Genomic DNA, 22,391 nt, shown 5'->3' on the forward strand with positions numbered 1-22,391 from the left:
GCTCATCAAGGCTGCCGTGCTGAGCGGCAGTTGATAGTGGAGCTATGGTACCCCAAAGCGGCGCGTCTAGCCAAAACATTCCAATTGGAAACACGGCTCGAGTGCAACGATGCAGACCGTGTGATGCTCAACATTGATAAAACGTTTTTTCTTCGGCGCATCGTCAAACTGAAATATCGCCCAGATAGCAGCGGTCAGAGCGGTTGGTAAAGATTTTTCATATACCGTTTTTACCGCAAAAAATGAACTTCTAATTCGGCATACGGTCGATTTTTTGGGGTATTCGGTCGGCATTTCGTTATAATCATCTCAGTTTTATTTCTTATGGTTTATCTATCAGCGCAAGACGATGTCAGATGGAGGTCTGAATGTACAAGCGCACCAAGATTGTATGCACCATGGGTCCCGCCTGCGATAGCGACGAGACCATCCGTGAGATGATCAAGGCGGGCATGAACGTCGCCCGTTTTAACTTCTCGCACGGATCCTACGACGAGCACCACGGTCGCATCGAGCGCGTCCGTCGTATTTCCAAGGAGCTCGGTCTGCCCGTCGGCATCCTGCTCGACACCAAGGGCCCCGAGGTCCGCACCGGCCTTCTGGTCGATGGCAAGAAGGTTGCCGTCAAGACCGGCGATAAGATCGTCGTCACCGCTCAGCCCACGTCCGAGGATTTCCACGGCACCGCTGAGCACATCTCCCTCGACTACTTGGCTCTGCCCTCCGAGGTCGAGAAGGGCTCCCTTATCCTGATCGATGACGGTCTGGTTGCCCTCGAGGTCGAGTCCGTCGACGGCCAGGACATGACCTGCGTCGTTAAGAACGACGGCCTGATCGGCGAGCGCAAGGGCGTCAACATGCCCAACGTCAACATCTCGCTGCCCGCTATCACCGAGCGCGATCGTCAGGACATCCTCTTTGGCCTGACCGAGAACATCGACTACATCGCTGCTTCCTTCATCCGTGACGGCGAGTCCGTCCGCGGCATCCGCAAGCTTTGCCGCGAGAACGGTGGCGAGCACGTGACGATCTTCCCGAAGATCGAGTGCGCCCTGGGCGTCGAGAACTTCGACGAGATCCTCGAGGCTTCCGACGGCATCATGGTCGCCCGTGGCGACCTGGGCATCGAGATCAAGCCCGAGCTCGTTCCCCACATCCAGAAGGAGATCATCGCCAAGTGCAACGCGGCCTACAAGCCCGTTATCACCGCTACGCAGATGCTCGACTCCATGCAGCAGAACCCGCGCCCGACGCGCGCCGAGGTTGCTGACGTCGCTAACGCCATCTACGACGGCACCGACGCCGTCATGCTCTCTGGCGAGTCCGCTGCCGGTAAGTACCCGGTCGAGGCCGTCAAGATGCAGGCCAGCATCGCTCTCGAGACCGAGAAGTACCTCCCGGCTCACGCTCCGCTCGAGGTTCCGGCTGACGCTCACGGCACCCGCGTCGTCAACAACGTTGTGGGTATGTCCGCTGTGAACATGGCCACCACCGTTGGCGCCAAGTGCATCACCGTGCCGACGACCACTGGTCGTACTGCCCGCCTGATCTCGCACTTCCGTCCCAACATGCCGATCTGCGCGTTCTCCCGCCACGAGTGGGCCGTCCAGCAGATGATCATGTACTGGGGCGTTATCCCGCACCAGGCCGAGATTACCCAGGGCACCATCAACGGCACGATCGTCAAGGCGATCGAGACCGCTAAGGAACTCGGCTACGTCAAGACTGGCGATTTGACCGTCGCTACCGCCGGCGATCCCCGTATGAGCGTCCAGCTCGAGGACAAGGTCTCCTCGACCAACGTCGCTTACGTCGCTCAGGTGCGCTAAATCGCACTTGCAAGCAGATTTGCATTGCAAAGGGTCCGGAAGGCTTCGCCTTTCGGACCCTTTTCTTTGCGTCAATGCCGGCGCACGGCAAAACACGCACTCATTTCTTTACCAAAAGCGCGAAAACCACCCTTCGAGGCCCAAAAAATATAGCTCAGGCGCTAGAAGTGTTCACCCGGCGGCAAGACCACACCTCACGCAGGGCTGATAAATCGTTTTAGCAAAGTCCAAATCGACCTGGTTTTCGGAAGTATGCGGCAAATTCTGGAACCTCCGAGCACACCCTGTTTTTTCACAACAAAATGCCTGATAAACTAGCCTCAAAAGCCAGGTCTGCTCATAGGGTTCAGATTTTGCCGCATACTTCCGGATTGACGCTGGCATCACTCGCTTCAAAGAGATGATTTCGGCCAGGAGGGCATTATGGACCTGACGCTATGCGGTCAATCCGCTTTTTACTATCACCGTATCCCGCCGCAGGTATTAGGCCTTTACCCCGCCATTAGCCTTGGCAATATGGATCGCAGATGTTGCGGCCTCGGAAGTCATGCAGTTGTAAAAGATCTGCTTCACGCACCGCTTCACAGGCTTGTATTCACTCGGGCACAATCCGGATCACGTAGCTTGTTCAAGTCGCACCTCCTGACCCAGGAGCCACCTCCGGGGTCGTTTAGGCAGACTGAACATGGGTTTGATGTCACTTCACCGGAGTTCACGCTGCTCAGCCTTGCCACGCAGGTCTCACGCAACCAGTTACTCATGGCGTGCTACGAGATGTGCGGCTCCTTTGCAGTGTTTAAGCCCTGCGAGCGAACGCAACAACAACTCGATGAAGCTATTTCGCTTAAGTTCATCCCACCCAACTGCGGCTGGGAGCGAGTTAACGACACCAAGGGCAATGACACCAACTTGTGGAAGCGCACGCCGCTTCTTACCGCAACGGATATCGCCGCGTTCGCCAAGCAAGCCGCAGGCCTGCGCGGCGTCAAACAACTGCGCTGGGCGGCCGAGCACATGACGGGGCAGGCCGCCTCGCCCTTCGAAGTACAGACCTCCATGCTTATCTCGCTCCCCCGAGACGAGGGCGGCCAGGGCATCGAGATCGCCAACAACGCGCGCATCCCGCTCAGTGAAGCCGCACGTTCGCTGTATGACAAAACCTGCTGCTACGCCGATATCCTCATCGAAAGCGCCACCGACAGCATGGGCGTCATTCTGGAATGCCAAGGCCGCTCTGCCCACGACAGCGAAGCCGCGAGCCTCTCCGATGCCGAGCGCGCCACCGCACTCACAAGCATGGGCTACGACGTCATCCAAATTACCTATGACCAGATCAAGGAGAAGAAGAGCTTCGACCACATAGCCGAGCTCATCCATAAAAAGGCCGGGCTTCCCCACATCCCAAAGACCAAACAGGAGCGCATTGCCGAAGATACCTTACGGCAAGAGCTACTTGTCGATTGGGTTGAGCTATTCACTGCCGGGCCGGCCAGCTAGCAGCTAGCAATCAGGGGCAGCGCAGGCACATCGGGCGATTCGACACGGGCGGCAAAACCCGCCTCGGTCAGCTCGATGACCTCGGTAAACGTTGCGTCGAAGAATTTCTCGGTCAGCAGGCGGTATGGCGGATGGTCGGGCTCGCCGGGGTTTTCGCGCACGATCTCGTGCATAACGCCGATGGTCTTGAGCACATACTCCTTATGGATGGGATACTGCCCAAAACGCGTCGCAGCGGTATACAGGCGATCGGTCGCACGCGGAATCGAAACAATGCCCAGTGTCTTGCCAAACCAGTCAAAGTCGCCTTGCTTTTTAATGCGGAACTCCTCACACGGCCTGCCGTCGTGCGCCTCCAGGTACTGATTCACGCGCGTATTCCATACGGTATCGGCCACCAGATGCGACCAGACGCCCAGTGTCAAATCGAGCAACGACTGAGCCACGTCCTCGGACGCAAGCGAGAACTCACGAGCGCCGGGACCGACAACCGGCTCGGCATCCTTGTAGCGCTGGGGATAGTGCACGCGATTCAGTCGCTCGCGCTCCTCGATAATCGAGGTCGCCGCGGCCGGCGCACCGGTGGGCGAACTTTTAAGCAACGGTGCCACATAGGTATCCCAGAATTCATGCTCACGAGGCTTAGGGATGGGCTCAGGCTTGGCAAAGTGCGTAATGCGATACGGGATGGGATCGGCGATGCCAGGGACCATATAGCCCACGAAGATATCCGGAACCACGCAGCCAAACAAAAAGGCATTGCGGTCGCGCACGCTCTTGGCAAGCGCACCGGTGCGCTCCAGCAAACGCTCCGTCTGAGCGATATGAATGTTCCAGCTTGGCATAGCCACCCCCATAAAAACCTGGATAACTATACCATCACGGCAAAGCCGCGCGAGCGGCTACGCACGCTCTACGCAGCAACTAGTCCGTAGCACCGCTTTCGGTTCCATACGACGGCGAAGGCGCCTCGACCACATGGTGATATCGATCGATATAGATGGCGCGGGCGCCCAGGCGTCGCACCAAATCCTGGTGATGTGTGCTCATCAAGACCGTCTTACCCGCCGCGACGTAGGCCAGCAAGAAGTTGACCACGATGTCGCATGAATCCTCGTCGAGCCCATTAGTAGGTTCGTCGAGAACCAAGATATCGGGGTTCATCGATACGACTGCCGCCAGCGCCACACGCTTCTTTTGCCCACCCGAAAGCTGATAGGGAGAGGCGTCGGCAAGGTCGGCAACCTGGAACAGCCCCATGGCATCGCGCACGCGGCGCTCGAGCTCGTCTGCCGGCAACCCCATCTGCGCGGGACCAAAAGCAACTTCCTCGCCCACCGTAGCGCAGAACAGCTGGGCGTCGGCATTCTGGAACACAAAGCCCACGCGCTGATGGAACCGCTGGGCCGTCGCGGAATCCTTGAGATATGCCGCATCGACCATACACCCGTCAAACAGGTATGCCCCTGCGTCCGCGAGTTCAAGGCCGTTAATAAGACGCATAATCGTCGTCTTACCGCAGCCGTTGGGACCGAGCAGGGCAACGAGTTCACCACGATCGACCTGCAGCGACACGCCATCGACAACCGTATGTCCCGCATAGGAGAACACCACGTCGCGCAACTCAATAAGCGGCGCGCCCTCGGCGCCGCCCGCACCGTTCGTGCCCGCCGCACTATTCATATCGGTCGTCAAAACGTCGCCCTTCCCTATTTGCATCCCCAGCCGGAACCAGCAGCGCCTACAGCACGGCGCACAACACCGCCAGCAGCGCCACGCCGGCCGCATAGACCGCATCGCGCCAGCCAAACCCGGCGCGCGCGGGCGCCGGATACGCACCCGCAAAACCGCGGCACAGCATGGCCTCGTCCATCGCGCGGCTGCATTCCATCGCCTTGATAAAGGTCATGCCCATGATACCCGCGATCGAATCGGTACGCGAAAATCCCTCAGGCGCACGGCCAACGCTGCGCAGCATGACCGATTCGCACAGATTGTGCGCCGTGCGACCCAGCACCTCAATGTGCTTGAGCGCCATATCAAACGTAAAGATGACCTCGTCGGGTAGATGCAGCATCTTGAGCGCCGCCGACATGCGGCTCCAGGTGAGCGTCCACGAAACGCCCAGCACGAGCGACACGTTAATGAACGTCTTAAGCGCAATTGTGAGCATGGCGCCCGTAGCGGAAGCGCCCAGCAGCAGGGCAGGCAGCGCCAAAACCACGGCGAGCCCCGCGGCGCCAAGCGCCGGCACAAAGGTCGCGCGCAACCCGCGCGCGGGGCGCACCGCGACCAGCACCAGCGCGATAGCCGCCATCAGCATCAGGTACAGCGGGCTCTGCGTCAGACACACGCACAGGACGCAAACGAACATCCCCACCAGGCGCACCGGAGCCGAAACGCAAGAAAGGGCGCGGTCGACCATCGACCCGCCCTCGTGCGCGCCTCCACCCAGATGAACCCGCTCAAGCAGGCTCGCCAGGTGCAGGACATTCTTTTGCATCACACGATGCCGAGCCCCCACGGGCTCATATCGCTCCTCGGCCGCAAGCCAGCTAGGCAGCTCGGCTATTGCCATGAGCACCGCTTTCCTTAACCGTCAGCGAGATCAGGCGGAATGCGATGGTGAGCACCGCCACGCCAATCACGCCGGACAGGATATACATGGCAGCCTGACCGGCAAAGCCAAGGCCCTGCTCCTCGGAATAGGCCTGCAGGTAATCACCCGTAGGCAGAGCGTCGGCAAAGGTCGGGGTATCAAGGCCGACCGAAGCCTGCAGGCTGTCGTCACCAGCCTCCTGAACGGCGGTCGCGGCGCCCTCGGCGTCCCACTCACCCCAGGCGTCACCGGTGGCAAGCAAGCCGAGCGGCGTAGCCACGACAAGCACGGCGACCAGGATAAGCGTGGGGATCAGCGACGTCTTCTTGGCAGCAGCGCCCTCGGCGGCAAGCTGGCCATCGGCGGCTTCGGGACCGACGATAATGCCCGGCGCAGTCTTCTTGATAAAGCCGTAGATGGCGGCCGTCGCCACGCCCTCGACCACGCCGGCAACCAGCATATGCGGGATCAACATGGCCGGAATGGCCACGGACAGCGGGAAGGGGCAGTACAGCGGAGCACCCGAGGCGTTGGTGAAGAGCATCGGCTGAATACCAAACTCGATTGCCGCGCACAGGGCCGCCAGGCACAGGCCGACCCAGCCGCTTACGATGGCCGAAACCGAGGTGCCCCAGCTCTTGTCGTGCAGGCGGCTGTTGAGCGCGCGGAATACCATGGCGGCAACAAACGGCAGCACAAAAGCCATGTTAAAGCAGTTGGCGCCAAAGGACAGGATGCCGCCGTCGCCAAACAGCAGCGCCTGCAGCGCCAGCGCGACCGAAACCGCAATGGCCGCGGCCTCGGGGCCCAGCAGCAGCGCAATGAGGGCACCGCCGACGGCGTGGCCTGTGGTGCCGCCGGGCAGCGGCACGTTGAACATCATGAGCAGGAAGGAGAACGCGGCGCAGATGCCCAGGAAAGCCATGTGCTCGCGATCGAGCGTGGCGCGCACCTTCTTGATGCAGTGGACCCAAACGGGCACCATTGCCACCGCCATGACGGCATCGGTCTGCGGGGACAGATAATTATCTGGAATGTGCATGTACGCCTCCCGGTTGTCGGCGCACAGAATTGCAACGCCGCTTAAATCACCTTGTCAGTGTTACGCTTTGTCAGATTCGTAACACGCCGCGGGCTATCATAGCAAAACGGCGCGCTGCCGACAAAGCAGCACGCCGTTATGTAATGCGCGTGTCATATATGCAGGCTCAACGGTGCCTTATTCCGAACACCGCGGTCACGCAGAGCCCACAGCAACCGCCATCAGGCCCTACGCCCCCAGAGCAAGCCCTAGCCGCGGACCTCGCCGTTTACGCCCTTGCACACCTTGGTGACGATCTTCTGGTGCGCTTTCTCGACCTCTTCGCTGGTGAGCGTGTGGTCGTCGGAGCGATACGTAAGCGCAAAGGCCATGGATTTCTTGCCCACACCCACGCGGACCGGATCACGGTAGACATCGAACAGGCGCACGCCCTCGAGCAGCTTGCCGCCGGCGCTGGTAATACGGCGCTCAAGATCCTCGCAAGTCACGGAGTTGTCGACCACGATAGCCAGGTCATGCTCAACAGCCGGGTACTGCGAGAACTCGCGGTAGTTCTCCTGGTTGCGGGCGCCCTTGATCAGCTTGTCCAGATCGAGCTCAAAGGCAACGACGACCTCGTCGATGCCCATCGCCTCGCGCGCCTTGGGGTGAATCTCGCCGACCCAGCCCAGCACGGTGCCGCCGGACAGGACCTCGGCCGCACGACCCGGCTGCAAGAAAGCGTAGCCCTCGCCCTCGACGGGACGGAAGCGAACCTTCTCGATGCGCAGCTGGGCAAGCAGCTCCTCGACGATGCCCTTGCCAAAGAAGAAGCGCAGCTTGCGGTACTTCATGCTCCAGGACTGCTCGCTCCACTGGCCCGAGAGCACACCCGCCACGGACTTGGTCTCCTTGGGCAGGCTGGCGTTCTCGCGACCATGAAACAGGCTGCCGACCTCGTACAGGTGCACGTTGGGCGTACCGTGGGCCTCGTTGTAGGCCACGGACTGCAGCAGGCCCGGCAGCAGCGAGCGGCGCATCTCGGTCTGCTCGGCCACCAGCGGGTTCATGAGCACCACGGGGCAACCGCGGCCCTCGGTGGACATGCCGATCTTCTCCAGGTCGCCCGGGGCGGCAAAGCCAAAGGTCGTGGTCTCGTTGAGGCCGCAGGCGCGCAGGATCTCGCCGACCTTGCGGGTGAGCTTCTGCTCGCGGGTCAGACCGCCGATGTGGTTCTTGGCGGCTGGGATGGTCGCCGTCACACGGCCCATGCCCCACAGGCGCAGGACCTCCTCGATCAGGTCGATCTCGCGCGGCAGGTCGGGACGGAAGCTCGGCGGAGTGACCATAAAGTCCTCGCCGTCGCGCTCGACGGTGCAGCCCAGGCGGGTGAGCGAGCGCTCGATAAAATCAGGCTCGATGTCGGCGCCGCAGATGGCATGCACGCGGGCCAGACGCAACTTAATACTGTCGATGGTCTTGGGCGCGGGGAACACGTCGACATAGCCGGGAGCAACCTCGCCGCCGGCGATCTCCTCGATGAGCGCGCAGGTAACGTTGGCGACATCCACGCAGCCGGTCTCATCGACCTGGCGCTCAAAGCGAATGGAGGCGTCGGAGATCAGCGACAGATCGCGGCTGGTGTGCGAGGTGCGACCGGCGTTGAAGCAGGCGCTCTCGACCATCACATCGACGGTATCGTCCTCGATCTCGGAATCCATGCCGCCCATGACACCGGCCAGCGCCACGGGACGCTCGCCGTCGGTGATGAGGCCCATGCCGGCGTCGAGCGTGCGCTCCTCGCCGTCGAGGGTCGTGAACTTCTCATCCTGCTGGGCGGCGCGAACCACCACGCGGCGATGGCCATCGCGCTCGGCAAAGGTGTCCAGGTCAAAGGCGTGCAGCGGCTGACCGGTGAGCATCATCACGTAGTTGGTGATGTCGACGATGTTGTTGTGTGGGCGCACGCCCAGGGCGTTGAGGCGCTTGACCATCCAGTCGGGCGAGGGGCCGACCTTCACGTTGCGCACGATGCGGGCGACGTAGCGGTCGCACAGGCCCTCGTCGGCAATCTCGACCGAAAGCTCGTCGTCGGTCGCGCGGCCGGTCTCGACCTTGATGGCGGGCAGCTCAACGTGGAAATCGCGGTCGAAGATGGCACCGGTTTCGCGGGCCATGCCGATCATGGACAGGCAGTCGGGGCGGTTGGGCGTGATCTCGCAGTCGAGCACGGTGTCGCTCGAGCCCACGTACTCGGCAAACGGCATGCCGCAGGGCGTATCCTCGGGCAGGATCATGATGCCGGAGTGGTCGCCGCCCAGGCCGAGCTCGCGCGCAGAGCAGTTCATGCCCATGGACACGACGCCGCGAAGCTTGCTCTTCTTGATCTTGACGTCGCCGGGAAGCACAGCGCCGATCATTGCCGTGACGATGTGGTCGCCAGCCTCAAAGTTCTGCGCGCCGCAAACGATCTGCAGCGGGGCGGGGTTGCCGTCGGCGTCGAGATTCTTGTCGCCCACGTCGACCGAGCACACATACATGTGGTCGCTATCGGGGTGCGGGGTCTTGGTGAGCACCTTGGCGGTCACCACATGGTCGAAGGACTCGCCCACGGTGTCGATCGCCTCGACCTCAGTGCCGGTACGGATGTATTCGTCCGAAAGGGTCTTAGGATCCTCCGGAATATCGATCATGGTCTTGAGCCAGTCGTAAGAAACGCGCATCTAACTGGTCTCCTTTCATAAATGCGGCTTTGAGCCGGAAACTGCAACTAAGAAGAAAGCGTTTTAGAACTGGTTCAAGAACCTCATGTCACCAGTCATCAACGTGCGCAGGTCGGGCAGATCGTAGCGCAGTGCCGCGACGCGCTCGGCGCCAATACCAAAGGCGAAGCCGGTGTACTTCTCGGGGTCGATGCCGCAGTTGATCAGGACGTTGGGGTCGACCATGCCGCAGCCCAGGATCTCGATCCAGCCGCTGTGCTTGCAGAAGTTGCAGCCCTTGCCGCCGCACACGTGGCAGCTCACGTCCACCTCGCAGGAAGGCTCGGTGAAGGGGAAGAAGTGCGGGCGATAGCGCGTCTTGCGATCCTCGCCAAACATGCACTTAACAAAGTAGTCGAGCGTGCCCTTAAGATCGCCAAAGGTGATACCCTCGTCGACGACCAGGCCCTCGATCTGGTTGAACTGCGGCAGGTGGCAGGCGTCGGCCGTGTCGGGACGGTAGACGGTGCCCGGGCAGATCATGTAGATGGGAGGCTTCTGCGACTCCATGGTGTGGATCTGCACGCCCGAGGTCTGGGTGCGCAGCAGCACGTCGGACTCGCCGTGAGCGTGAGCCTCGGGATGCGCGACGCTGCCGGGGTTGTTGTCGACCACATAGAACGTGTCGCGAGCCGAGCGGCTCGGGTGATCCATGGGCGCGTTGAGCGCGGTGAAGTTGTAGTAGGAGGTATCGACCATGGGGCCGGACTCGACGGTGTAGCCGATGCCGCAGAAGATGTCCTCGGCCTCCTCGATGATCTGCTTGATCAGGTGCTGGTGACCGATCTGCGGACGGATGCCCGGCAGCGTGATGTCGACGGCCTCGTGCTCGAGTGCGTGCTTGAGGGCGGCGGCCTTCATCTCGGTGGTGCGCTCGTCGAGCATGCCCTCGATCAGCTGGCGCATCTCGTTGGCGCGTTTGCCCATCATGGGACGATCCTCGGGAGCGAGCTTGCCCATCATGCGCATCAGGCCGGTGATACGGCCCTTGCGGCCGAGCAGCTCAACGCGCGCGGCCTCGAGCTTGGCGGCGTCGTCAGCGCCTGCGACGAGCTCCTTGGCCTCTTCCTCGAGTTTGACCAGATCATCAATCAGACTCATGTCTTCCCTTTCGTCTCTCGCACATCCGCGCTCCGGGACGGCTGACGCCGCCCGATGTTGCGGATGCGCGGCCCGGTTCGGTAACAAAAAAACCGCCCTCGGGCATGTACATTGCCCAAGGACGGTTGAATTCCGCGGTACCACCTTGTTTGACCCGGCGGATGTCTGGCCCGCCGCGCCCACTCTGTGCCTCTTGTCGCGAGGCTCACGGCTTCCCTACTGGGACTTTGCTGCCACTGGCCGCGTGCCCGTTGAGGTCGCTGCTCGGGAGTGAACGCTTGGCCCTTGCCACCGCAGGAAGGCTTGCAGCCCATGACCTTCCCTCTCTTGCCGGCGACGCGGCGGGCAAAACCCTCTCCGTCAACGCATCGGGCTATAGGATACCACATTGTGTGGTCGTATCGCCGCGTTCCGTTTTGTTCGCGCTGGGTACAAGGCAGGTGGCTGTGCAAACTGGCCGCGCACCCGCCTGCGGCGCTCGGCCTGCGAGATTAAGGATACGGTATGGGAAAGAAACTCGATAAGAAGGCCAAGGCCGCCGTGGCAAAGTCCGCCAAGGGCGTCAAGGCCGCTAAAGTCGACAAGGCCGTCAAAAAATTCCGCAAGCTCGAGGGCAAGCTGTGGACTCGCGAGTACCTGCTCAAGATTGCCGAGTTTGACGGCGCGACTATTGCTCCCGCCAACGGTGCCGCCGCCCGTGCCGACGCCATGGGCACCCTTGCCGGCGAGCACCATAAGCTCCTGACCAGCGAAAAGTCTGTCGAACTCGTGCACTCGCTGGCACGCGAGACCGTCGCCGGCGGCAAGATCGACGACCCGCAGCTGCTTGACGAGATCCGCGTGCTCGGCCGCGATCAACGCGAGGCAAGCGTTATTCCTACCGAGGAGGCCGAGGCCTGGACCAGGCTCACCTGCGAGGCCGACGCCGTGTGGCACAAAGCCAAGACGGCCAACGACTGGGCGAGCTTTGAGCCCTATGTGGATAGAATCGTCGCCCAACTTAAGCATCAGGCAGAGCTCATGGATCCCAAGCGCGACCCCTACGATGTTTGGCTCGACCAGTACGAGCGCGGCCTTTCCGCCAAGAGCTTCGACGCGTTTTGCGAGGAGGTCAAGGCCACGGTCGTGCCGCTCGTGCACGCCATCGGCGAGCGCGGCCAGCAGCCCGCTGCCGACTTTTTGCATGCCCGCGTGCCCGAGGCTGCCCAGCGTGCCATGAGCTTCGATCTGATGAAGCTTGTCGGCCTGAACCTGGACGACACCACGCTCGCCTTTACCGAGCACCCGTTTAGCGAGGGCTTTGCCGTGGGTGATGCGCGCATCGCGACGCACATCTACGAGAACGACTGCATCTCCAACGTCTTCAGCATCATCCACGAGGCAGGACACGCCATGTACGAGTTGGGCGTCAATCCTGTCTATGCGCGCACCTGTCTTGAGGGTGGTACCTCCATGGGCATCCACGAGAGCCAGAGCCGCTTCTTTGAGAACACCGTGGGTCGCAGCCGCGCCTTTATGGGACCGCTGCTCGAGGTGCTGCGCCGACACGCACCCGAGGTCTACGGCGGCGTCGACGAGGACACGCTCTACCGTGCCGTGAACATCGCGCAGCCGTCGTTGATCCGCACCGAGGCCGACGAGCTCACCTATCCGCTGCACGTTATGGTGCGCTACGAGATCGAGCGCATGCTGTTTGCCGGCGAGGCCACGGCCAAGGACATCCCCGCACTTTGGAATCGCTTTATGAACGAGTACCTGGGCATTCCCGTTCCTGACGACACGCACGGGTGCCTGCAGGATACACACTGGAGCGGTGGCTCGTTTGGTTACTTCCCCACCTATGCGCTGGGCAGCGCCTACGACGCCATGTTCGTGCCGGCCATGTGCCGCGACGGCATCGACCTTACCGGTGCCTGCGCGAGCGGCGATCTGGCGCCCGTCCGTGCCTGGCTGGGCGAGCACATTTGGCAGTGGGGCCGCGCCAAGGACGCGCCGGAGCTCATCAAGGGCGCGTGCGGCATGGCGTTCGATGCCCGCTACTACTGCAGCTACCTGCAGGACAAGTTCACCACGCTCTACGAGCTGTAAGGCATAACCGACACGCCAACGCAAAGGGGACGCCGCGGAACCAATCCGCAGCGTCCCCTTTCCACCTAGTCGTTTAAGAACGTCCCCAATGACTACCTTACAGAGCTTCCAGCGCGTTGCCGATGCGCTTCATGGCGGCATCGGCGGATGCTTGGTCGGGCGCCTCGGCCAGCACGCGGATAACCGACTCGGTTCCGCTCTTGCGCACGAGCACGCGGCCCTCGCCTGCCAGCGCAGCCTCGGCCTCGGCGATGGCGTTCTGCACGCCCATGTTCTCGAGCGCGGCGTCCTTGTCCGCCACGTGCACGGCCACCTGCGCCTGCGGCAGCAGCTTGCACGGAGCCGTGAGCTGCGAGAGCGTCTCGCGCTCGGCACGAATCACTTCCATCACACGCAGCGAGGTCATAATGCCGTCGCCCGTGCGCTCGATATCGCCAAAGATCGTATGGCCCGTCTGCTCGCCGCCCAGGCTGTAGCCGCCCTCGCGCATCTTGGCATACACGTGACGGTCGCCCACGCCGCTGGTCACGGCGCTCAGTCCGGCAAGCTCCAGCGACTTGATCAGGCCAAAGTTGCTGGCGATCGTCGGTACCACGGTACCGCCCGAGAGACGTCCGTGCTTGTTCAGGTACACGCCGCACACGTACAGGATCTGGTCGCCGTCGACCACGCGGCCGCGCTCGTCCACGGCCAGGCAGCGGTCGGCATCGCCGTCGTAGGCAAAGCCCACATCCAGACCCTGCTCCACCACGTGGCGCTGCAGGCGCTCCATATGCGTAGAGCCGCAGTCGACATTGATGTTAAAGCCGTCGGGCGCGGCGTTGATCACGCGCACGTCGGCACCGAGCGCGTCAAACACCGGCTTGGCCACCGAGGAAGCCGAGCCGTTGGCGCAGTCGATACCGATCTTGACGCCCTGCAGCGAAAAGTTCGCACTTGCAATGAGCGAAGCAATGTAGCGGTTGCGACCCTGCATGTAGTCCACCGTGGCGCCGATGTGGTTGCCCGTGGCCAGCGGCACCTCGCTCTTGCCATCGATATAGTCCTCGATGAGCTCCAGTACGTCCTCGTCCATCTTAAAGCCGTCGCTGTTGACGAGCTTAATGCCGTTATCGCAAAACGGGTTGTGGCTCGCGCTGATCATGATGCCGCAATCGAAGCAGCCTTCCACGGTCTGATGCGCTACGCCCGGCGTGGGGATCACGTGCAGCATATAGGCGTCCGCACCGCTCGCGACCAGGCCGCTCACCAGCGCCGCCTCAAACATATAACTCGAGCGACGCGTGTCCTTGCCCACGATCACGCGTGCCTTGCGCTCGCGGTTGGCACCGTAATACCAGCCCACAAAACGGCCAATCTTATAAGCGTGCTCTACCGTCAGCCCAACGTTGGCCTCACCGCGAAAGCCGTCGGTGCCAAAGTACTTCATGCGCTCTCCTTACAAAATAGGGGCGAACAGATTGCCTGTCCGCCCCAAAATGGTACTCGATTATCTGCGCTACCAGAAAAACCCTACGCCGACGCGCTGTCGCGAGCCGCCTGGCATGTAGGAGTCTGACGCAGCGTAAGCGGCTTGTCCCCCGCCTCGGCCGACGTGGTCAGCGTATACGTGATCGTCGTCTCGCCAGCATGCAGGTCAACGGTGCCCGAATAGAAGGGGATTCCATGCCACGTAGCGGCGCCAAGACCAAACTGGGTGCCCTCGACGGTCAGATCAGTAATGTTGCCGCCCGTCGGGGCAAACAACGAGACATTCAGACGCTCGTCGTCACGCGCGGCATCGGGTGCGCTCGCCGCAACGTAGTCGGGCAGCTTGCCAGCCTCCTCCTGCGTCATGATGTTCGTCAGGGTAACGGTGATGCGATAGGAGCACGTGCCGTCACCGTTCTTGATGCCCTGGCCAATCTGCGTATCGGCGTTCAGGTACCAGTCGAGCTTGGAGAAGCTCAGGTTGTTAAAGTAAACGCCGGCAACAGGATCGGCACTCGGGTCATCCGGATCGGGCAGCGAAGCGTCAATGCCCGTCTCTTTGATGGCATTCTGCTCATCATCGTTTCTCATCCACGCAATCAGGCGGCCCTCTTCGGCACCGCGCTCAACGGCGCCGACAAGCTTCGCAACATCGACATCGCCGATACCGCCAAGGATCTTGTCGAAGGCAGCGCTGGCGACGGATGCAAAGATGCCGTCAGACTCCTCGACCGGATAGTTCCAGTACACATCGTGCATGAGGACCTTTGCGGCGTTGGTGCCGTCGACAACCGTTCCGTCGGGCAGCGAGACATTACCGACCAGGCCCAGCAGATACTGCAGGAACACCGGGTCGATACCGATGACGCCATCAACGTCCTGTCCATACTGGGACTTCCACAGCGCGGCGACACGCTGCGAGTTGCGGGGCCAATCAGGCGAATAGGTATTGCCCGAGTTGTACAGGTTGCTGTGGTTGCCGAACAGCGCCTCATCCTCTTCGTCGACGCTCTCGACTGCCTCATCCTCGCTGAGTCCAATGCGGGGAACAAACTCGCCAATCGACATCTGGCCGTCGGTGACCGAAATCAGGCCCTGCGAACCGCCAAAGCCGCCGCAGGCACGAATCTCGACGTTGTTCATGGCGTACACAAGGTAGTTGCGCGTCTGGCCGTTGGCGCCGAGCATCTGGGGAAGGACGGGGGCGACCTTCTCCGCCGCGTCAACCGCGCCGTTGAGGGTGGCAAAGCCGTCCTTGGCCTTATCGACCAGCTCGGTCACCTGGGAAATATGAGTATCGCCAATGCCCTGGACCTTCTCGTTGGCGCTCTTGAACACCTTCGAGCTGCTGGAAAGCGAATCGGCGACCGCCTGCAGCGCGGACACGTTAATCATGCCGTCCTGGAACAGCTTGCCGGGCGTGGCCTGCGAAAGGTTGTCGGCCATGGGAACCAGCGCGTTGCTCGAGACATCGGACAGGGCATCAATCATGGTGCGGGCTGCGTTGATGTCACTGCCATACACCGGGATAAACGAAGCCGCCGTCCACAGCGGGCTCGAAGTCTCCGCCTTCATGCTGTCGCAGAGTTCATCGATCTTCTTCGCGTCGTCAGGCAGCGTCGAAAAATCGCCCGACGTGACCTTGTCCTTAAGGCCACCGACGATCTCGACAGCCTCCTTCGCTTCGCTCTTTACGGTCTTTGCCGAGTTAAGCAGCATAAAGCCGCTTGCGCCAAGCGCAACGAGAAGCACCGCGACTACAGCGGCAATAATGGCGCCGGTGTGACGCTTTTTGCGCTCGCCCTTGCGATGGCGATGACGGACCAGACCGTCAGAGGTCGAACTCGACGAAGCGTCGCTACCGTAGTTCAAGCCAAAATCGTAATAATCTTCCTTGGAACCCGAGCCCGCAAACTCGGCACCGCTATCATCCAGGCGGGCGAACGTGCCAGTCTCGGAGGCGCCGGTGTAAATCGTGCCAAGGTTACCCGCAAGCCCCGCGCCACCGGCAGAAGGAGTATTGTTGGCGGCCTTGCCGGCATTAACGTTGCCGGCAGCATTCGCGGCGTTGGCAGCACCTGCGTTGTTCGCAGGCACCGAAGGAGCCCCGCTCGGCTGCGACGCGGAGGTTGCACCGCCCGCAAAGACATTCCCTTTTGCACGGCCGGTCTTTTTTGCCTTTTGAGACTGCTCGTACAGAGCGGTAAACATCGCCGTCTCGCCCGGGGACACACGCTTACCGGAACCGCCCTGTCCAGCGCCGCCCGGCGTGCCGGCCTTACCAGCCCCGTTCGGACGCGGCGGAACTGCAGGACGGCCGCTATCGCTGCCCTTAAAGTGATTACCAGCCATAAAGAAATCCTCGCAATTGAGTCGCAATGAAAAAGTCCATAACGTTACTAGTTTATGGCATTTTGAGCATCGACAGCTAAACTCCAGACACGGACGTCAATTGGCGAAAATGCGGCACAACACCTTTTCTGTCTTGGCGGCGGCGCTAGCTACACCGTGAGGAACATCATCACGATGATCATGGCAAAGCCGATAAGGTCGGTCGGCAAAAACACCGTACCCAGCATAACGGCGCTGGTGATGGTCGCCGAAACCGGCTCCACAGTTCCGATGAGGCTCGCACGTACCGAGCCGATGTCCTTAACGCCCTGCATATAGAGCATGTAAGCAAAAAACGAGCCGATAACCACGAACACCGCGAGCGCCTCGACGCCGGCAGCGTCGAGCGCCGGCATATGCGCCCAGGGCTGCACGAAGACGCACGAGACCACGCCCGCCGTGAGCATTGCCGAACCCGTGACGATGGGGCTGCCGTATTCGGGCAGGATCTTGGCGGGAATCACCGCCATACACGCGGCGCTGACCGCACACATAAGACCTGCTGCCAGGCCAAGCGGCGAAATATTCAGGCTGGTGGGGTCGCCGCCGGTGGCGATTAAAAAGGTTCCACCCAGAGCCAGGCCAATGCCGATGACTTCGCGAGTACGCGGCATGCGGCGATCGATCACGCAGGTGTAGCCCATGATGATAACGAGCTGCAGGCACTGGAGCACCGTCGCGGTTCCGGCGTTCGTCAGGCGCACGGCCGAAAGATAGCAAAACTGGTTGAACAGCAGGCCAAAGGCGGTAAAGAGCAGCAGCTGCTTGCGATCGGCGGGTGTGGTCCAGAGCTTAATCAGGCGCTCGCGGTCGCGCGTAACAACCACGGCCATAAAGAGTAGACCGGCGAGAATCTGACGCACGCTCATAAGCCACAAGGTGTCGACGTGGTAGGTATCGAACAGAAAGCTCGCGCTGGTGCCCGAGAAGCCCCAAAACGAACCGCCCACCAGCGTAGCCAAGACGCCCGTGATCATCTTGCGCGACGACGCATCGTTAAGGCGGTCGCGCCAGGCGCGGCGGGTGCTACGGCTGAGCTCGTCGGTGCCCTCGGGCACATCAATGTTCGATATATCGGTCATCGGCACCGAAGCCCCTGCGCCTTCGACCTGCTCGACACACTCTTTGCTCATTCCACTCCCCCGAAACAGCCTGGAAACAATTCGGCTTACCTTACCACGGCGAAGGCACCAGCCGGTGGCTTGTCCGCTTATCGGTAGGACAATTCCGCAGGCGTCTTTCTATAGCTCGATACCGCAATGGCCCTGCATTATGCGACAGCCAAATCGCGGCAGCAGACTCTTTTGAAATGGATATGACAAAGCCCTCGAATTCCACAATGTAAGCGATTTTTAAAAATGTTCTTGCCACCGAGTTCAGGCTCCGTTATATTATCCCTTGCGCACTTGCGCACCCTTGATCGGGCGTTTAGCTCAGGGGGAGAGCGCTTCCCTGACACGGAAGAGGTCAGAAGTTCAAATCTTCTAACGCCCACCAATTGTTCAACCGGTCTACCTGCGGAAATGCGGTAGACCGGTTTCTTGTATATAGCGCTGTATCCCAAATGTATCCCAAAAGGCGGCGCGCGAGCACTCGCTGGAGGCGGCGATGAGGGACATCGCCAGAAACGACCTGGTCATCCTGGACGAGTTCGGCTACGTGCCGCTGGACCTCGACAGCGCGAGGCTGCTGTTCCAGGGGGTGTCGGACTGCTACGAGAGGCACAGCCTGGTCATCACCACAAACATTGAGTTCAGCAAGTGGGGCACGGTCCTGGGGGACGACAAGATGGCGGCGGCGATGATCGACCGCATCGTCCACCACGGCCGCCTGGTCGAGTTCACCGGCGCGAGTCACCGTATGGAGGCGACGCTCATACTCGGCAAGGCGGTGGGATAGGTTAACGCGGCGTGTTTGCCAAAGTGCTCAATTTGGTCGCGCCACAATGTTCAGCTTGTCGTCGACACAAACAGCGGCTCCCGCGTTTGGCAGCCCCGTGGTCCCAGCGGACGCGGGGAGACCGAGAAGAGTCAGGGCTCCGCCTCCTTGAGCGCGCCCACGTCGCCCCCGTGTTCGTCGAGAAGGGCACGCGCGGCCTTGACGCTCCGCGCCCCAGCGAGCCTGAGCTCAGTACTCCACGCGCTCGTCGGCTGCTGCGCCCTCCACCGCTTCGATCCCCGAGCGAAGGGCGTCCGCCACCTCTGCCGACCTCGCGTCCTCTTGCCCTTCCGCGAGCTCGACCTTCGCCGCCTCGTCGCCATGAGTCTCACCGTCCATGTATCCTGCTTTCAAATCGCGGCAGGCACAACAAGGCGCCCGCCCAGTTACTCGATACGAGCAGCCTAGACGGGCGTCACAAAGTGGCAGAGGGGCACGACTCTAATGCCAGGCATCTGCTGGTATCATTAGAGTGCAGCATTGGTTATGGGAGAGGGCTTCACATCCCACAGCCAGTCAGACCTAAGTTGGCTTCGTCCTGCTATAGATTGAGGTGAAGGCGATTGACTGATCAACAAAGTGAGACGATCGAGATTTCCGAACAGATTCGCGACAAGAAAAAGGATGTGCGATTCAGCACTCGCGAATACGTTGCGGAATACCTCATCAATAAGTTCAATGCTGATGCATTCTACATTCCGCTTGACTATCAACGGAACTTCGTCTGGACGGACGTTGACTGCAGCTACTTTATTGAGTCTGTGCTAATTGGCCTGCCCATTCCCTACATGTTCTTTGCCGATGCTGAAGATGGCAGAACGGAAATCGTTGATGGAGCGCAAAGGATGAACGCCTTGGTGAACTTTGCCAGAGGCGATTTAACCTTGTGCAATCTAGACATCCTTACATCTGTCAACGGAAAGACCTATTCAGAACTTCCCATAGAAGTACAAAGAAGATTCGATAACGCGAGCTTTCGAGTGGTTTACCTTGAGGAAGGGACCACCTTTGACGTCCGACAGGAGATTTTTCGTCGTATCAATTCATCGGGCAAGCAGCTCAAATCGCAAGAAATTCGCCGTGGCTCCATGGGCGGCGATTTTACAAAACTAGTAAGCGAGCTCTCCAAAGATCCGCTCTTTATAAAACTTGCCCCGTTAAGCGAGACGGCGCGCAAACACTACGATGACATGGAACTTGTCACTCGTTTCTTCGCCTATGCAGACGGCTACCCAGATTTCGAGGGTTACAAAGACCGCGTTGCTAGTTACCTGGATGAATACACGAATCGCATGAACATCGAGCTTGCCGAGTCACCTGACAAGCGCAATGAACTCGTCGCTCGCTTCAAAGAAATGTTGGAATACGTTGAGAAGTGCTTGGGAGACAGGGGTTTCAAAAAGACACCGACAGGAAAAACGACTCCTCATGCGCGTTTCGAAGCTATTGCGGTCGGCGTTGCCGTGGCGTTGTCGGAGGACAAGGACCTTTCGCGCAAAGACATGTCTTGGATTGATTGCGAAGAGTTCCAGACCCTTGTGCGGTCAGACTCGGCAAACGTAAAGGCCAAGTTGAAAGCTCGCATTGATTTCGTTGCCAACAAGCTGAAGGCGGAGCGGTAAACCTTATGGATTCCAATGACTTTAACTTGGGGTACGAAGAGGTCTACAACGACCGCCTTGGTGAGACCAAGAGCATGATTACGCTCGCGACCCTGCTCGATTCGCTTGACCAAGGTGCAGAGGGCGTGCGCTACAATGCTGTAATGCGAGGAGCGTACGAAATCGCTGAAAAGGCAAATCCCAGTGGCCTGCCCTCATCGACACCAGATGTGACCCTCGTTTCCAGTGTCATCCGCTCCAACGTCAAGCTTATGATCTACAACATCATTGAGTACTCAGTCACTAATCTCATGCAGGCGATTTACGACAGAGTAAAGGACGAGGGTTGCGGCTACGCTGAGGTTTCCGAAAAGCTTCAATCGATTTGGCACCATACCCAAATGTATAACGGGTTGAGCGACCCAAAAGCCAGCAATAGTACTGCCGAGTCCATAAGCAAGAGGTTGCTTGATCATGCTGTTAAAAATAACGTACTTCAATTCAGCGTTCGGAACACCATCGCCGGTGGAAATCTAGATGCAGACAAAATCCTCAAGCTCTTTGATGACCACGGAATATCGATTCATGATGATATAGCGAACTGCAAGAGGGATGAGATTAAGAGCGAGCTTAAAGACATCAAGAATCGACGGAATGACCTAGCTCATGGATCAATTTCGTTTGCAGAAGCAAGCAATCAGGTGACAACATCGGAGCTTGCGGAGCTAGTCAATCATGTTGACTCATTTTTGATGCAGCTCCGCAAGGATGTTTCGACCTACCTCAACGCCGGTGAATATCGGCGCGGTATGACCGAATCAGAAGAGGGCTAGTGTACGCAAGCGGCAATTATGCTTTTGCCAACCGCTTCGCCGAGCTTTGGTGGCACGGCGTTTCCAATATGCCGTGCCACAGCTTTCTTGCTGATCTTCTCGCCAGGCCTAATGAACTTGTAATCCTGCGGGAAGCTCTGCAAGACGGCACCCTCACGCAAGGTTAGGGCTCGATTTTGCTCTGGATGCCCAAACCGGCCCGTACCGTACATATAGAACTGCGTAGTTATAGTTGGGGACGTCTCGTCCCAAGCCATCCTCCCGTAGACCGCAGGGTACGTTTGGCCAGCAGCCTTTTTATGACAATCAAGCCTCAGATCCTCAGGCCAATCTCGCCACGTGCCATTAGGCGTCGAAGCCTTAATGCGCTTCAAGTTTAGTTCTGATAGCGCCGACGCCGTTTGCAGAGAGTCCCCCCTGCAAGAGCCGCCAGCGCTCACGGCAGGCAGCGCACCTATTGCCTGCCGAACCGTAACAGTATGAGCGTTATCATTCGTAGGGTCAATCAAGCTGATGGACCCATTTCTAGAAGCTAGCAGAATCAATCGCCGCCGATGCTGGGGCACACCGTACTCCTCAGCCTTTACGACGCTGTATTCCACCGAGTATCCGGACTCCTTAAGCGTGTTCAAGAAACCAGAGAAGATGCTCTCCTTCTCGAGCTCGGGCACGTTCTCCATGGACACGTAATCTGGCTGCACTTCACGTACAAGCCTCCCAAACTGCGCAAGCAACCCCCAGTCCTTGTGCTTCTCGCGATGCTTCTTGTCCTTGCGGTGCTTCGAGAAGGGCTGGCAAGGAGCGCACCCTACCAAGACTTTGATGTCAAAGTCCTTCAGGAGCTCCTTGACTTCCTCCCCGGTGACCTCGGCGATGTTCTTGCAGATGAACTTGTCCTTGCCGTTGTTCGCATCGTAGGCGTACTGGCAAGAGGAATCGAGGTCAAACCCAGCCACCACATCGATGCCAGCGGTGCGTAAACCGTAGGTCAGGCCCCCGACCCCGCAAAACAAATCCACAGCACCAATGGAGGCGCTCTGAGCCTTATCCTCCGTGGAACTATCAACGCTCATCGCAATCACCCCTTCGGCGTCCTAGAATGACCGTATGCGAGCGTCACAAACTCGAAAAGAATTCAACTCGCTAACTTTATAGATTAGCAGCAATCAGAGGGATTGGAGACCTGAGCTTGAAAACGTCACCGAACGGCTGTTTGCTTCCCGTAAACAGCAGAAGTGCAGGTAAAACGCCTTGGCCTCGA

Annotated in this window: 17 protein-coding genes and 1 tRNA gene; 7 read left to right on the forward strand and 11 right to left on the reverse strand. The window is 59.9% G+C overall.

What is annotated here, in order from left to right; translation table 11 throughout:
• The first annotated feature begins 368 nt into the window (after window positions 1-368).
• Complete coding sequence (gene pyk / locus ABG996_RS03450) at window positions 369-1,829, forward strand: pyruvate kinase (RefSeq protein WP_347478059.1); 1,461 nt, start codon at window positions 369-371, stop codon at window positions 1,827-1,829.
• Window positions 1,830-2,252: 423 nt separating this feature from the next.
• Window positions 2,253-3,326, forward strand: a complete 1,074-nt coding sequence (locus ABG996_RS03455; RefSeq protein WP_347478058.1) for a hypothetical protein — start codon at window positions 2,253-2,255, stop codon at window positions 3,324-3,326.
• Here ABG996_RS03455 and ABG996_RS03460 read toward each other — a convergent pair.
• From ABG996_RS03460 to pheS, 6 genes are all read right to left on the reverse strand, one after another.
• The gene (locus ABG996_RS03460) at window positions 3,323-4,171 is read right to left on the reverse strand and encodes a hypothetical protein (protein WP_347478057.1); all 849 of its coding nucleotides are present in this window, start codon (window positions 4,169-4,171) and stop codon (window positions 3,323-3,325) included. The two genes, ABG996_RS03455 and ABG996_RS03460, sit on opposite strands and share 4 nt — an antisense overlap.
• A gap of 79 nt (window positions 4,172-4,250) precedes the next feature.
• The gene (locus tag ABG996_RS03465) at window positions 4,251-5,021 is read right to left on the reverse strand and encodes an energy-coupling factor ABC transporter ATP-binding protein (RefSeq protein WP_347478056.1); all 771 of its coding nucleotides are present in this window, start codon (window positions 5,019-5,021) and stop codon (window positions 4,251-4,253) included.
• Window positions 5,022-5,067: 46 nt separating this feature from the next.
• Complete coding sequence (locus ABG996_RS03470; RefSeq protein ID WP_347478055.1) at window positions 5,068-5,904, reverse strand: energy-coupling factor transporter transmembrane component T family protein; 837 nt, start codon at window positions 5,902-5,904, stop codon at window positions 5,068-5,070.
• Window positions 5,882-6,967: a cobalt transporter CbiM gene (cbiM, locus tag ABG996_RS03475; RefSeq protein WP_347478054.1), complete on the reverse strand. Its 1,086-nt coding sequence runs from the start codon at window positions 6,965-6,967 to the stop codon at window positions 5,882-5,884. Before cbiM ends, ABG996_RS03470 begins: the two co-directional genes overlap by 23 nt.
• Before the next feature lie 248 nt (window positions 6,968-7,215).
• Entirely contained in the window at window positions 7,216-9,669 is a 2,454-nt protein-coding gene (gene pheT / locus ABG996_RS03480) for a phenylalanine--tRNA ligase subunit beta (RefSeq protein ID WP_347478053.1), read from the reverse strand.
• Between the two features lie 63 nt (window positions 9,670-9,732).
• Window positions 9,733-10,809, reverse strand: coding sequence for a phenylalanine--tRNA ligase subunit alpha (pheS, locus tag ABG996_RS03485; protein WP_035136801.1), 1,077 nt, complete (start codon window positions 10,807-10,809; stop codon window positions 9,733-9,735).
• 504 nt (window positions 10,810-11,313) lie between these two features.
• Here pheS and ABG996_RS03490 point away from each other — a divergent pair.
• The gene (locus tag ABG996_RS03490) at window positions 11,314-12,897 is read left to right on the forward strand and encodes a carboxypeptidase M32 (RefSeq protein WP_347478052.1); all 1,584 of its coding nucleotides are present in this window, start codon (window positions 11,314-11,316) and stop codon (window positions 12,895-12,897) included.
• Between the two features lie 97 nt (window positions 12,898-12,994).
• On the opposite strand, the gene glmM is transcribed toward ABG996_RS03490, so the two are convergent.
• The 3 genes from glmM to ABG996_RS03505 form a co-directional block, all read right to left on the reverse strand.
• Complete coding sequence (glmM, locus tag ABG996_RS03495; RefSeq protein ID WP_347478051.1) at window positions 12,995-14,326, reverse strand: phosphoglucosamine mutase; 1,332 nt, start codon at window positions 14,324-14,326, stop codon at window positions 12,995-12,997.
• Window positions 14,327-14,409: 83 nt separating this feature from the next.
• On the reverse strand, window positions 14,410-16,719 hold the full coding sequence (locus ABG996_RS03500; RefSeq protein WP_347478050.1) for a DUF4012 domain-containing protein: 2,310 nt from the start codon (window positions 16,717-16,719) through the stop codon (window positions 14,410-14,412).
• Between the two features lie 149 nt (window positions 16,720-16,868).
• On the reverse strand, window positions 16,869-17,891 hold the full coding sequence (locus tag ABG996_RS03505; protein WP_347478049.1) for a DMT family transporter: 1,023 nt from the start codon (window positions 17,889-17,891) through the stop codon (window positions 16,869-16,871).
• Between the two features lie 289 nt (window positions 17,892-18,180).
• On the opposite strand from ABG996_RS03505, the gene ABG996_RS03510 reads away from it, so the two are divergent.
• Both ABG996_RS03510 and ABG996_RS03515 read left to right on the forward strand, forming a co-directional pair.
• Window positions 18,181-18,255: transfer RNA gene (locus ABG996_RS03510), tRNA-Val, on the forward strand.
• A gap of 60 nt (window positions 18,256-18,315) precedes the next feature.
• Complete coding sequence (locus ABG996_RS03515) at window positions 18,316-18,657, forward strand: ATP-binding protein (protein WP_346979024.1); 342 nt, start codon at window positions 18,316-18,318, stop codon at window positions 18,655-18,657.
• Between the two features lie 228 nt (window positions 18,658-18,885).
• On the opposite strand, the gene ABG996_RS03520 is transcribed toward ABG996_RS03515, so the two are convergent.
• Entirely contained in the window at window positions 18,886-19,035 is a 150-nt protein-coding gene (locus tag ABG996_RS03520; RefSeq protein WP_175406107.1) for a hypothetical protein, read from the reverse strand.
• Window positions 19,036-19,259: 224 nt separating this feature from the next.
• On the opposite strand from ABG996_RS03520, the gene ABG996_RS03525 reads away from it, so the two are divergent.
• Together ABG996_RS03525 and ABG996_RS03530 are read left to right on the forward strand one after the other, a co-directional pair.
• Entirely contained in the window at window positions 19,260-20,318 is a 1,059-nt protein-coding gene (locus ABG996_RS03525; protein ID WP_346978998.1) for a GmrSD restriction endonuclease domain-containing protein, read from the forward strand.
• 5 nt (window positions 20,319-20,323) lie between these two features.
• Window positions 20,324-21,130, forward strand: coding sequence for an MAE_28990/MAE_18760 family HEPN-like nuclease (locus ABG996_RS03530; protein ID WP_138113936.1), 807 nt, complete (start codon window positions 20,324-20,326; stop codon window positions 21,128-21,130).
• Here the strand turns inward: ABG996_RS03530 and ABG996_RS03535 are convergent.
• Window positions 21,127-22,203 (reverse strand): DNA cytosine methyltransferase, encoded by a 1,077-nt coding sequence (locus ABG996_RS03535; protein WP_347478048.1) that lies wholly within the window; start codon window positions 22,201-22,203, stop codon window positions 21,127-21,129. The genes ABG996_RS03530 and ABG996_RS03535 overlap by 4 nt on opposite strands.
• Window positions 22,204-22,391: the final 188 nt, after the last annotated feature.

This window comes from Collinsella aerofaciens (genome assembly GCF_039836695.1).
Classification (GTDB): domain Bacteria; phylum Actinomycetota; class Coriobacteriia; order Coriobacteriales; family Coriobacteriaceae; genus Collinsella; species Collinsella aerofaciens_BD.